Below are 12,897 nucleotides of genomic sequence, written 5' to 3' on the forward strand. Positions count from 1 at the left end.
TAAAGTTGTTGTTTTCTCTTTTTCCGTTTTTCCGTTTTTTCTGTAGCTATAAGTTTTATATTGGATTTTCTGTAGGTTTCAGCAGTGTAAATCCAGTTTTTGACAATTTGCTGCGATTTTTGGATTAATAACTGCGTTCTACGGTGTAAGTAACTTTCTTTGAGCCATCTGCGGGTATGGTTATCTCCCATTCAGCTGTATAGGCATCTTTTTTCTCGTATGGGTCAGAGGTGGTTGTGATTTCCCAGTCGCCGTAGAAGTTTTCTACGATTTTTACTTTCTGGGACTCGGATTTGTGGTTTTTGATTTCGGTTTCGTAACTTTCTTTCCAGACGTTCGAGCTGATTTTATCGTAATTTATCTGGGTTCTTTTGCCTGTTACATCAAAAGAGTTTCCTACAACAACTTTTATCTCTTCATCTTTTGGAGTGTGCTTTATGTTGTCTTCTCCAAGGAACTGAAGCTGGCCTTCTGAGTCAGTTTTGTATACTCTTAGAACTCCGGCAGGAAGAGGCATTCCAAGGCCTTTTTCTTTTGAATTGTTTAAGCTAAGGGCGACCTGGACATTACTGCTTTTTGAGACATCAAAAACCAGTTCCTTTTCTACAGGCACGGAATTGACAGAGAGAAGGGAAAGTTGTTTTACTTGATTGTTCCTGAGGGTAGCCGGCCTTTGAAGGGTATATAGGTGATACTCAAAGAATGATTCCTCAACGAAACTCTCCACAGCTTCGTCATATGCAACTCCTTCTTCTGCAACTGCCTTCCTCGCAGGTGTTTCCTGTGGTGCAGTTACGCGGTTAACTTCTCCTGCAACCAGTTTCAGTTTGGCGTTTTCATAGGTTGTTCCTGCTTCATTATTAACAGTAACCCAACCCTGGATATCGGCTTTCTTGTCATCCGCACTGGTCTTTACGATATAGTTTGCTTTCCAGCTCATCCCATTTGTAAGATAGGAAGTGAGGACATCCCTCTTGCCTGCGGCAGTTGAGTAGACCTGCCAGATAAGGGTAGGTTTTGTGAGCAGTCCGGCAGAGTCCGGAAACTCCACTTTCGATATTTCGGAAAGGGTTACAACCTTCCCGGCACTTAACCTGAGCACCAGTCCCTTATTGTCATCATAGCTCATGAGAACCCCTGTGTATGTGCCTCCTTCTTTTTCGGTGACAGTAATTTCCTTATCTAGAAATTTTCCCAGAAGCTCCTGGCTGCTCATGAGGTCGTATTCATAATTCTGCTCCAGTACGACAGTATTCTTATTTTTCGTATCCTCAAACATTACTGATGTCGGATCAATAAGAGCAGCAACATCCTTATATTCAACCCTGTTCACTCCAGAATCAAGATCGAGTTCCCTTTTTTCTTTTACAAGGGCAAGGTTATTATTGTAAACAGTAACCTCAGTACCTGAATCAATTGCCTGAGCACCTGCTGTGAGAATCTCCAGTGGGTTTGAAGCCTGTACTCTGGTAACTATGCTCGAACTGGATTCTATTCCGTTAGCTGTAGTTTCAGATCTATCTGCTTGGGCTGCTTGAGCCGTGCTTGCTGTAATATCAGGATGGAAGGTAAAATCAGGATACACGAAGGCTGCAGATGCAGTTAAAATCAATCCTGATGCCAGAATCATCCAGATGTTACTTTTCTTTATTTTCATGAAAGAGGAGTTGGTGACTTTCTTATTTATATTTAGCTTTAACTGCAGTTATGTTCGAAGTTATCTATCGATTTTCAATATAGCTTTTTATAAGGCTTTAAATATGGCTTCAGGATTTTGAGTAGCTTCCGACCATGTTCCCTATTCGATTTATCATTTTTCAAAGGATACAGGCTATAATAATTCTATTTTCTATCTTTAGAACAACAGGACAGAAGACAGTTATAAATAATATACACAATTACATAGTTAATAATTTCATAAAGTTTAAAGTTAATTGATATTTGATATAATCTGAAAAAGACATACATAACAGGAAATGAGCTAAAAGATAAATCGAAAAATAAACAAGTTCAAAAACGAATCAGATAGCAGAGAATCGGGTAATCGAAAAATATGGAAAAGAATAAGGGTCTGTTCTTATGAACCTCATTAAAGCCTTCAGAAACAAAAGCCTGATTCAACTCTCAGGCCTTATTTCAGGCTTCGTTCTGATTATTCTGTTTGCCTGGATAATCCTCCCTGCCTCAGCCGCAGGGATAGAGGTAAACAGGGAGATTTCTGCTGGAACGGTTAACCCAGGTGAAAGTTTTGCGGTAACCGTACATATAATTACGGAGCAGGATATTGAAGCTCTGACGCTCGATGAGAATCTCCCTGAAGGATGGCAGGTAAGCCAGTGGGAAAATAATGGGGCTGTGTTCCAGAAAACCAGCACATTCAAAGCATCCACTCTAGAATGGATCTGGGTTGAGAACTTTTCAGCAGGGGAAGAAAAGACAGTTGTATATAATGTGACCGTGCCTTCGAATTTCGAGCCTGGAAACTTTACACTTTCTGGCAGGATTTCTGCTTATTCTGTTTCCGCTACCCCAGTGGAAGGATTTTCAGAAATAGTGGTTATTTCTCCGCCTGAAGCAAACTTTTCCGCAATTCCTCTCCTTGGACCTGCCCCTCTGATTGTCCAGTTCACGGATTTATCTACCTTCAATCCTGATTCCTGGGAGTGGGACTTTGATGGAAACGGGAACATTGACTCAAACGAAAGGAATCCGGTTTACACATACGAGAGTCCTGGAGTCTACACTGTTATATTAAAGGCGACTAACAGTACTTATGGAAATAGTACGTATGGGAATAGTACTCGGACAAAAGTAGGATATATAACTGTGACCGAGAAATCGTCAGGTTCTGGAGAAAATGTGGGAAATGAAGAAAGTAGCGGAGGAAATAGAGGAGGAAATAGTGGAGGAGGCGGGGGCGGCGCAGGCTCTCCAGAATCAACCGGGAATGTCGATCTGAAGGAAATTTCTAATGAACAGGTTTTCAAAGGCATTCATACGTGTTTCACTTTTAAAGGCGAAGCAAATGAAATCGTCACCGTGGAGTTCGATCCGAAAAAGAATTTCGGAAAAACAACTGCTATTGTAGAAATACTAAAAAATACATCCTCAATTGTTAAGGAACCTGCACCCGGAACTGTCTACAGGAATGTAAATATCTGGATTGGGAATAATGGCTTTTCAAGTCAGGAAAATTTTGAAAATGCCAGCATAAATTTCAGGGTAAGCAGGGTCTGGATTACCGAACAGGGAGGAAGCAAAGATACTGTAGCCCTGTATCGCTACAGTGAGGAAGTATGGAACTCACTGCCTACAACCTTCAGTAGAGAAGATGAAGTTTACTTTTACTTTACCGCAGAAACTCCAGGCTTTTCTCCCTTTGCGATATCAAGTATGAAAATAAATACTAAGTCTATTGAATTCCTTCAAACTAAAAATGAAGAAAATAAGGGTAATAATAAAAGTAATCTGTCTGAAGGAAAAAAACAAGAAAATATAACAAATGTAAACTTAGAGCTTAATAAAGAAAATGATGAAGAAAAAAGAGATGTTCCGAACCCTGCTGTTTTCTTGACTGTTATCGGATTTCTGACTTCGTATGTAATATTGAGTAAGAGGAAGCACAGGTAATTATTGAAAAAGGACGGAACAAAAATGAAAAAGTGGGTAGGAAAGTAAGAGGCCAGGAAATCAATAAAAGTAGCCATACTATCAAGTGTCATGGCAGGAAATCAGCTCACCAGCAACCAGGCCAAGCAAACAATCTACATTCTCTTTCCGTATAGCAGGTTCATAATAACCTGCTGTAAGAGTAAGTGTTTCCTGGTAGGTTGAAATCCCAAGCATAAAAGCAGGGGCACGGAAAGCCGGAGTTACCAAGTAAGCGTCTTTGATAACTGTTTCTCCAAAAAGAAGGGGGTAAGGACTGATAACTCCTAAATTAGTGAGCATAGGAGAAGACCTTCTACTTGTTAGAGATCTTTCCCATTCTTTTTTGTTCATCTTAAGAACTTCCCGAAAACCCATACCGGACATTAATTCACAGGCAAAAGCGCTTTTTATTCCTGGAAAGCCAGTTTTAATGCTTTTCATGATGGATATAACTCTTTCCAGAGTGGCAACAAAAGGTTCGCACTTGATTTCAGACAGTCTCAAACTTTCTATTCCAGATAAATTAGAAATAGCTATATTTTCTCCTTCCGGCAAATAACGGCGTAAATCCACTGTAAACTGTATTTCCATAGGAGAATCAGATCCAGGTTTTATCATGTTAAATAACGCCCGAAAGAAAGCTGTCAGGATAATATCGTTTATTGTTGCTCCGTGGGTTTTTGCATAGGCCGAAATATTTTGAAAATCTCGTTGGTAGATTCTGCTTATAGAGAACCGTATCGATTCTGGTTCTACAGATTGTTTCCAGGGAAAAGCCCATGTAGGCTCTAATTCTTCACTTTCAGAAGTGAAAGCAGACTTGAGGTCAGTTATTCCAAGGGCCTCAAGTACAGCACTCTGGTCTCTTTTTCCTTGTACGTTCGGTTCAGGTTCAAAAGAAGAATCTATATAAAGCTGAGTATATATGCCAGCCAGTAGTTTAAGGTATTCTTTGGCGCTTCGGCCATCGCAGCAGGCATGATTGAGTTTGATACATAGAGTATCTTCCTGACCACATCGCACCAGCAGTGCCAGCACCTGTGGGTCATGGTCCATGCTTAAAGGCTCCAGCAGGAATTTCATAATTGATTCTTCCCTGTCCTGCGTTTCTTCCAGCCTGCACCATGAAATCCTTTCGGGATCAGCGAGGCGTTGCCAGAAGGGCCTGTCGTCCCTTTCGACGAACAGGCAGCCCAGTACAGGCTCGGCGTCAGTGGACAATCTTACGGCTCGAGCCAATTTTACCTCATCCAGCCTATTTTCGAAACGTATCACAGCTTGAAGTGTATAATTTGAAATCCCATAGCGAGCCACATAATTGAATTGGTCCTGTAAGGTGGCAGGCATCGTTCTGGAAATTTTTTGAGACTTCATCTCCACAAATAGATCTCTTTTAGATATGCCCGCACTTCTCAAGCCAGGTAAGAGACTTTATCCATTCTCCTTTTGGCTCCCTTGAAGTACCCACCACAAGCCGCTTAATGTCTCCGACTTCTTCGACGATGCCGCGAGCTTCTATTAACTCTCCTGGAAGTGCCTGGCCTGCATAGGTGTGGGTATACGAGAGCACGTGGTCGATCTCATCGTGTTCGACCTTGTAATACGCAGGACTGTCAAAAGCAAAGTCGGCATTTGTAACTCTGGCTTCTATTTTCATTTTGACGGTGTCCTTCCCGCGCAGAAGAGGTTCTTTTATCTGGTCCCATTCCCTTACGAAAAGGAGGTCAAAATAAGTGCCTTCAACCATGCCCCGGTTACCTTTTCTCGATTCGTGCAGCATGAACTCATCAAATGAAATCTCAGGAATTCTCTTTCTGTAGATTCTCTGCCACATCTCCTCATCAATTTCTTCAATGGGTCCTTCCTGCTGTTTTGCAGCAGCTATTGCATCCCTTGCCCTGAACCATACAGGGCCGTATACAACAAAGTCAATATCCGAATTTTCATTCTGGAGGCCTGCGAGCATCGAGCCAGTAACTCCCATGCTTGTCCTGGGAATGCCTGCCCGGTCAAGGGTCTTTACGATTGCTCTGACGCGACTGTCAGAATTTACAAGTCTGGGAATCGCATCCGAGGGGTGAAGCACCTGTTTTACTTCAGATTCAGGCACCACATGAACATCCTGTACCCATTCAGGCTTGTACTTCCTCATGAACTCAAAAGCCGGACCAAAATCATATTTTTTATATCGTATCCCGTTTAATTCTCTTTCCCCATTCTCATCGGGCACGTAGCGGAGTGTGGCGCGGATTCCATTGCTACGGAAATAGTCGGAAACCGCAAAAAGCCAGTTATCTTTCGTGACAAGAAAATCCCTCAAGCGTGTTTTTAGCATTTATACCATCATCCCTGGAACTTATAGGAGCACTTTAGAGTACTCGTGTTTAAGGAACATTAACGGCTGGGTTTTATAATAATTTAATAAATAATAGGAAATGTATTGTAATATTCCTGTATATAATTATCAAGTTGTATATAATTATCAGGTGTTTTAAAAAAGCCTTTTGAAAAAAAGCCTTTTAAAAAAAGGCTTTAGCGAAAAGTTCTGGAACAAACAGCATAGTAAAATGGATAATATATCTGGAGTTACAGATACTTAAAGGAAATATGCTGAAGGAATCAGATAAACACAAATAAATTATATTAAAATAGAACATCCTGAAGTAAAAAATACTTAATGAGCTGATCCCAAAACTCAAAATTGCTTCTCTGAATCCTGTATTCCGAATAATCAATCAAGTTTCTGATCATGAAAACAATCCTGAAAATTCTTGATGATTAAGAACGAAATGACTTTTGGGATAGGCTCAATATTACGGCCAGTCGTATGAAGATGATAAATACTACGTACCAGTAAACGGAACAGACTGCAAATGCAGAACATCCGAGGGAATGCTTTTGAGAGAAAATCCGAGTGCAGAGGCGCTTGAAGCCTGGATTATACAGCTCAGGCGCGAATTTCATAGATACCCCGAACTTAGTTTTGGAGAATACGAGACCCAGAAGAAAATTCTGAAAATCCTTGGAGAACTGGGAGTAGAAGCCAGAAAAATTGCAGATACCGGCGTATTTGCAAGCATTCGGGGGAAGTTACCTGGGCCCTGTATCGCCCTTCGATCAGATACTGATGGACTGCAGGTACAGGAAGAGTTGACTGAAAGAAATAGTGACTATATCTCCAGAAATGATGGAGTAATGCACGCCTGCGGACATGATGGACATATGGCAATGCTTTTTGGGGCTGCACGGCTTTTTCAGGAGAACAGGAATTTTCCGGGTGAAGTTCGCCTTATCTTCCAGCCTGCCGAGGAAATTCCACCAGGAGGTTCGGAGAGGGTAATTGCAGAGGGGGGGCTTGAAGGTGTGGATGCAGTTATGGGTATACACATCTTTACCAATCACGAATCAGGAAGTGTGGGATTCCGTCCCGGGCCTTTCATGGCAAGCACTAACCGTTTTGAAGTGATCGTTAAAGGAAAGGGAGGCCATATCTCAAAGCCTAAAAGCTGCATTGATCCCGTTCGAATAGCAACGGATTTTCTAAGTAACCTTTATCCTGCTCTGGAAAAGCAGCTTGAACCGGATAAGTATGTCATTGGAGTGGGAAGGATTCAAGGAGGAGCTCAGTTCAACAGAATTCCTGATACTGTAGAGATTCTTGGAAGTTATCGATCCTTTGACCGAGAGACTACTGATATCATTGACAGGACAATGAAAGAGTGCCTGGATGAGGTAGTAAAAAGATATGTAAAGCCGGGAGACGAATTTTCAGGCTTTCCGGACTACGAGCTTGATATACTGCACGGCTATCCTGTCCTTGTGAATGACCCCATGTTCACAAACGCTGTAAATTCTAAGCTGCAGGAGAGTTTCCCGAAACTTACAATCTATCCTGAACTCGAAAAAACTTTTGCCGCTGAAGATTTTGCAAGTTACCTGCAGAAAGTTCCAGGAATTTTCATTTCCCTGGGTGATCTAAACCCGGAAAAAAAGATAGTGGAAATCAATCACTCTTGCAAGTTTGATATTGATGAGGATATACTGATTACTGGTACTGAAATATTTTATACTGTTTCCCTGGATTTTCTCAAAAACCCGGAAAAATATCTCAGTTCCCAGAGTCATTTGAACCCCGAACCCTTAAGAAAGAGCCTGAAAACCAACAGGTAAATAGGAAATGAACTGTACGGTTTGCAGAGTGAGTTAAATGATAATCCAGAGATATGACGATTCCAGAAAGGAAGAAGTTCGTGACGTTGTGCTTGGAGTGTTGAAGGAACACGGCTTTGAACCCGACAGGCTAAAAGATGCTGACCTCAATGACATAAATGGTTATTATTTTGGAAGTGGAGGCGCGTTTTTCGTAGGGATCGTCGACGGCAAAGTCGTAGGTACAGCAGGCATCCGAAAACTCAGCGGAAATCGGTGCGAAATCCGGCGTATTTATCTTAAAAAAGCCTTCAGGGGTAAAGGCAACGGAAAACAGCTCTTCAGGACTGCTCTCGATTTTGCTGAAAAAAACTGCTCAGGTGTGTTTCTTAAAACCGATTCGACTCTCACAAAAGCGATAGACATGTATCTCAAGCACGGCTTTACTTTCAAGAAAGAAGAGACAGGGTACCTGTATTTCGAAAAAATGTTTTAACGCTCGAGTCCCGTCTCGAGAGGACGGTGTCCTTTTCGCTAACTTTGTTCGTTCAATAGGGTTGAATCTGACCTTCCGCATGTGCCTAATCTATTTTTCTATTAATATATAAATATTAAAAAAATATATTGTCTTTATCTGGATTCATGCGTCTTCGGTTAAGGAATCAGTTAACTATAACTACTACATTTATATAACCATCTTGATTTACTCTACAGGTTTACAGAAAAATATGATAATAGTAACACGTTTCTAACAGAGCGTATCTTAACCATGATGAAGGTATCCGGATTTAATTATGCTTGTTACAACACGTTCTCTTGATCACCACTGAATCGTTTCTGGTTTTCTATCAAAAATGCAAAAATTACTGGATGTGGATTTTATGCTTAACTGATGACCAGTGAAAGGAGCTTATAATCACTTCTACTGGTTTGTCATTACTTGGTGGTATACTATGCTGCAACCAAAGGTTCATCATTACTTTTGCTTTTACTTTTGGAATATCTTTCTTATTTGTACAGTACCAATTAGCAATGATTTTACCATTTGACGCTCTAGCAGTGTAATATATGTAAGTTGGTTGCCAGTCGAATGTATAAGTCACGTCAGTTGCGTTTATATAACTGGAAGTAGGTGACACAAATGTTACTGTTTGGTCTGGTTGGCATGTGAAATGTAGATGGTCTGAGCTTGAGTTACCCCACTGACCTGATTCAATATCAATCTCATGATCATCGTCTGTATATGTGAAGAGTCCAAGTACTACATTTTTATCAAGATTTAATGATTGTGAAGATACTACCCATGTATATCTTCCATATTTAAAGTTTTTAACACTATCCAGCTCAGCACAATTCCAATGACCATCTTTATAGTTTATTTCAAGGTGTAGTTTACCATCTGAATCTACATATGTGTTATTTGGGTTCCAATAGTTTGATCCAGGACCTTTTATACCACTTTTAAGTGTCCAATCATATCCCGACCAACGAAGTACACTTGCATTTGATTGTAGTTTCTCTGAATCTGCATATGCGTCATTTGGGTTCCAATGACTTGATCCAGGACTTTTTATATCACTTTTATGTGTCCAATCATATCCCGACCGACTAAGTGCACTTGCATTTGATATAAGTAATATAATCCCAATTAATATGAATATCGATTTTCGCATGTTTTCACCATTATTCCAAATCCTGTTTATTTTTTGTAAAGTTTTATTACAAACAATCTTGTAATAAAATATAAATTCATAATTGATATATAAAAATGTACATATAATATACCAATATTAAACTAGGATTTTAAATATTTAATTTAGGTAAAATGTCATCAAAAATCGTTTTTATTAATCTCTGGTGAGTAAATTTTGATACTTTTTTATTTTCTGGCCTATGTATTTTTACTTAAAATCATGCCAAACAATCAAATTTTAATTTCACTGAAATAAATTATTTTTTTAACCTTAACTCTGTTACGAATAGGAAATATCTTTTTCAATAACAATGCTCTTGATTATGTTTCACTCCGAATAATTAAAACACAGGGTCAAATTTTTCAGTGTATCTCCAGCGGAGAGAAAGATAACAAATTGATGTTAGGGCCTATAGATCTTGAATTTAAAAATAAGTACTTTTTTATACCCTATAGGGAATAAATTTTCTTCATATTTTTCAGTTTATTTCATACAAAACTTCTGATATCTAAAGAATAAATAGCACTAAATGTATAAAAAATTTCTGGTAAAATTGAAAGCAATAGGGAGGGAAAATGCAAAAATACGTTAAAAACAACATCAAAAGACACAATCTTTTAATTGGCTTATTCCCTACGTGAGGGAGAGTTAAGGTTTTTAATGAAAAAGAAAACAGTTTCATTGCAAAAAAATTATGAAATAAATACACTGAAATAACTAGAAATTTAAGGGTATACATTATACCAGTAAATCTTTTGTTAGTGTACCAAAAGTTAATCTGTTACAAAAATTTTCGTCTCGTACTTTTAGGCTATAATTGGCATTCTTATATATCAATTGTAAAGTTTTTTAATTGTTTTTGTAAAATATCAAGATTTTTTGCAACGGAACCAATGAATATTATGATAAAGCAACAGGCTATTCTGCATATTATTGCATTGGAATCTCTCAGCGGCTTACAATGCCGGTCCGATCTAGCTTGTTCCAGTTTGCCTCCTCTCTACGCAACTCAACGATGATCGCCCATAGCATTACTACATCCATCATAAAGGAATATAGTACCCATAATGGTATCACGTAGAAGTATTTTAAATCAAGCCAAGCTCGGTCAAGGGCAATAGAAAATAATAATGCAAAAATGGAAGAGAACATACCAAGCCAACCCATGATGCCTATCCAGTTCAAAGGGATGGGATTAATGTTGCGAAGTAGCAAGATTGGCAACAGTATGATTGATATCAACTGTAGCAAAGGTATGATAATCATTGATGTTAAGTTAATAGGCAAATAAAAGGCAAAAAGACCATACTTTGGATTGAATAACATATCTCGGTGAATATAAGCGGTTTTAAGTAGCCCACGCGCCCATCGCACGCGCTGCTTCCACAGGCCCGTGATAGTTGAGGGTGCTTCTGCATATACTATGGCCCAAGGTTGAAACACTATTTTGTAACCTGCCTTGTGCACACGCCAGGTCAATTCCATATCTTCGCCTATAAATCCCTCTAAGAAGGGACCAGTCTTTTCAAGAGTGCTAGATCGATAGGCGCCTATATTGCCAGACACGACAGGAAGGCAATCGATAGTAGATAGCGCTCTGCGCACAAAGCCTGTGCCTACGTGAGTGAGCAAGTTCGCCAATTGTGTCTGAAGCTTATCAAGGTTAATGGGAGCATCGTTGCCGCATACTGCACCTACATCTTCGCTGATAAAACCACTGAGCATCTTGCTTATGGTATCAGGAGCAAAGATGCCATCAGCGTCGACGAAGAATAGTACTTCTCCTTTGGCCAGGTTCAGTCCCACATTAAGAGCTGAGGCTTTGCCTCCATTTTTCTTGGTTACCACAATTACGTGGGAGTTCGTTTCATAACGCTGCATCTCTTCAAGTGTATTATCAGACGAACCATCATCCACCAGGATGACCTCATATTCTGAATAGTTTGATGCTAAAATGGACTCTATACAATGGCCTATCACTTTTCCTTCATTATAGGCTGGTACCACTATAGAGACAAAGGGATTCTCGCTGCTGAATATATGCTGCTTGCTCTTGCGCATTTCGAAAGCTAAAGATAGTGGATAATATGGAATTGTCAGAATACCTACAGAAAAGCAGGTGAATCCTATAATATAGAAGAATAAAAGAAGTGGCTCCATGACTCTGTTCCAAAATCCAGTGATTTTTGCATTTTTGATAGAAAATCTGAATTAGCAAGAAGAATCCAGTTTTTGTCAAAATCAATATTCGCTATCTAAAGATTTCAATTCCGAAGTGCCCGCAACAAAATAACCTATGCAACATATTCTTGTATCTTTGATTTGCGATCTTGATAGTGAAAATCAAAATGCCCAATCGGTAATATGCAGAGGTTATTCTGTGACGGGGCCTAAGTTGTATCATAAGGATTGTGATCAATTACAAAATCTAGTGATTTTGAATTTTACATTCATCACTGGATTTTGGTATTGGATCGACTCCATTAGCAAACTCCAAAATCTTCCAAAACTGCATCCAGTACTTCTTTGGCTCGGGCAATATTTGCCCCAAACCTGGCATTGATCTCCAGAACTACAGGATTGTGATCGTTTCGACGGCGAATATCTATATCCATTGGGCCGGTCAGATTCATAGACTTTGCTGCAGATATAGCTATATCTGCCACGTCTGGAGCGTTTACGCGCTTCACTTCAGTTGCGTTGCCCACGATTCCCTCTTTTAACCTAGTCTTTTCTAAAACTACGATAACAGATTTTTTCCCAATATATACCTCAGGTGCGTAATCCGTTCCAGGGATAAACTCCTGCAATATATATCTGTCATCAAGCATGGAGATTGCAGGCCAATCCTCTATGTTTCTAATAATTACCTCTCTACCGCCTCTACCTACTCGCGGCTTACTCAGGCATGGCCATCCCAAATTAAGCGAGATCTCCTCAGGCGAAGAGACCTGTGAAGGTAGTAAGTACCTGGGAACACATACTCCATTGCTCGAAAGCCGTTTATATGTCAGAAATTTATCATCTGCATCGGAGACTGCTTGATATTGGCTAATGACTGTCGGTATGTCGCTCCATTTTTTCCATTCCGAGGCTATGATTGGCAATTCCTCACTCACAGTTGGAATTAGCAGTTGGATGCTCTCCTCGACCGTAAGAGTATATAATTTTTCCAAAAACAATGGGTGTGAAGCAGGGGGAATCCTATGCATCTTGACCCCTGGAAGCGAGATCCTCTGCATATCAACGCCAATGACGGTATGTCCTTTTTCTAAAAGGAGTAATGCAACATTACGACCGGCTGGGCCTCCAATACCAGTCACCATAATTTTTACCATAAATCATCCTTCTTGCCCAATTTATGACGTATCTTTTTAAATTTACGATTGTTTATATTATATGA

The 12,897-nt window shown here is 39.8% G+C and carries 9 protein-coding genes; 3 read left to right on the forward strand and 6 right to left on the reverse strand.

Translation table 11 applies throughout. The features are described 5' to 3' along the window. Window positions 1-124 precede the first annotated feature (124 nt). Window positions 125-1,657 carry a DUF4139 domain-containing protein gene (locus MSBRM_RS03975; RefSeq protein ID WP_048119678.1) on the reverse strand — a complete coding sequence of 511 codons (1,533 nt, stop codon included), beginning with the start codon at window positions 1,655-1,657 and terminating at the stop codon, window positions 125-127. Window positions 1,658-2,079: 422 nt separating this feature from the next. On the opposite strand from MSBRM_RS03975, the gene MSBRM_RS03980 reads away from it, so the two are divergent. Beyond that, window positions 2,080-3,630 carry a PGF-pre-PGF domain-containing protein gene (locus MSBRM_RS03980; RefSeq protein ID WP_048154618.1) on the forward strand — a complete coding sequence of 517 codons (1,551 nt, stop codon included), beginning with the start codon at window positions 2,080-2,082 and terminating at the stop codon, window positions 3,628-3,630. 81 nt (window positions 3,631-3,711) lie between these two features. Here the strand turns inward: MSBRM_RS03980 and MSBRM_RS03985 are convergent, their stop codons facing one another. Continuing rightward, a complete protein-coding gene (locus MSBRM_RS03985; RefSeq protein WP_080943668.1) occupies window positions 3,712-5,025 on the reverse strand; it encodes a condensation domain-containing protein in 1,314 nt (437 codons plus the stop codon). 19 nt (window positions 5,026-5,044) lie between these two features. Further along, window positions 5,045-5,986: a nucleotidyltransferase domain-containing protein gene (locus MSBRM_RS03990; protein WP_048154621.1), complete on the reverse strand. Its 942-nt coding sequence runs from the start codon at window positions 5,984-5,986 to the stop codon at window positions 5,045-5,047. 557 nt (window positions 5,987-6,543) lie between these two features. Between MSBRM_RS03990 and MSBRM_RS03995 the strand changes: the two genes are divergently transcribed. Then, window positions 6,544-7,821 carry a M20 metallopeptidase family protein gene (locus MSBRM_RS03995; protein WP_048119674.1) on the forward strand — a complete coding sequence of 426 codons (1,278 nt, stop codon included), beginning with the start codon at window positions 6,544-6,546 and terminating at the stop codon, window positions 7,819-7,821. 37 nt (window positions 7,822-7,858) lie between these two features. Then, a complete protein-coding gene (locus tag MSBRM_RS04000) occupies window positions 7,859-8,296 on the forward strand; it encodes a GNAT family N-acetyltransferase (RefSeq protein WP_048119673.1) in 438 nt (145 codons plus the stop codon). A gap of 367 nt (window positions 8,297-8,663) precedes the next feature. Here MSBRM_RS04000 and MSBRM_RS18685 read toward each other — a convergent pair whose 3' ends face one another. The 3 genes from MSBRM_RS18685 to MSBRM_RS04015 all read right to left on the reverse strand — a co-directional run bounded on the left by MSBRM_RS18685 (window position 8,664) and on the right by MSBRM_RS04015 (window position 12,832). After that, the gene (locus tag MSBRM_RS18685; RefSeq protein ID WP_052712684.1) at window positions 8,664-9,473 is read right to left on the reverse strand and encodes a glycoside hydrolase family 16 protein; all 810 of its coding nucleotides are present in this window, start codon (window positions 9,471-9,473) and stop codon (window positions 8,664-8,666) included. Window positions 9,474-10,442: 969 nt separating this feature from the next. Then, a complete protein-coding gene (locus tag MSBRM_RS04010) occupies window positions 10,443-11,654 on the reverse strand; it encodes a glycosyltransferase (RefSeq protein ID WP_048154624.1) in 1,212 nt (403 codons plus the stop codon). A gap of 323 nt (window positions 11,655-11,977) precedes the next feature. Beyond that, entirely contained in the window at window positions 11,978-12,832 is an 855-nt protein-coding gene (locus MSBRM_RS04015; protein WP_048119671.1) for an ATP-grasp domain-containing protein, read from the reverse strand. Window positions 12,833-12,897 lie beyond the last annotated feature (65 nt).

This window comes from Methanosarcina barkeri MS (genome assembly GCF_000970025.1).
Taxonomy (GTDB): domain Archaea; phylum Halobacteriota; class Methanosarcinia; order Methanosarcinales; family Methanosarcinaceae; genus Methanosarcina; species Methanosarcina barkeri.

Coding starts and splice junctions, on each gene's coding strand:
- MSBRM_RS03975 (WP_048119678.1), bottom strand. CDS start 1,657: ATGAAAATAAAGAAAAGTAACATCTGGATGATTCTGGCATCAGGATTG.
- MSBRM_RS03980 (WP_048154618.1), top strand. CDS start 2,080: ATGAACCTCATTAAAGCCTTCAGAAACAAAAGCCTGATTCAACTCTCA.
- MSBRM_RS03985 (WP_080943668.1), bottom strand. CDS start 5,025: ATGAAGTCTCAAAAAATTTCCAGAACGATGCCTGCCACCTTACAGGAC.
- MSBRM_RS03990 (WP_048154621.1), bottom strand. CDS start 5,986: ATGCTAAAAACACGCTTGAGGGATTTTCTTGTCACGAAAGATAACTGG.
- MSBRM_RS03995 (WP_048119674.1), top strand. CDS start 6,544: ATGCTTTTGAGAGAAAATCCGAGTGCAGAGGCGCTTGAAGCCTGGATT.
- MSBRM_RS04000 (WP_048119673.1), top strand. CDS start 7,859: ATGATAATCCAGAGATATGACGATTCCAGAAAGGAAGAAGTTCGTGAC.
- MSBRM_RS18685 (WP_052712684.1), bottom strand. CDS start 9,473: ATGCGAAAATCGATATTCATATTAATTGGGATTATATTACTTATATCA.
- MSBRM_RS04010 (WP_048154624.1), bottom strand. CDS start 11,654: ATGGAGCCACTTCTTTTATTCTTCTATATTATAGGATTCACCTGCTTT.
- MSBRM_RS04015 (WP_048119671.1), bottom strand. CDS start 12,832: ATGGTAAAAATTATGGTGACTGGTATTGGAGGCCCAGCCGGTCGTAAT.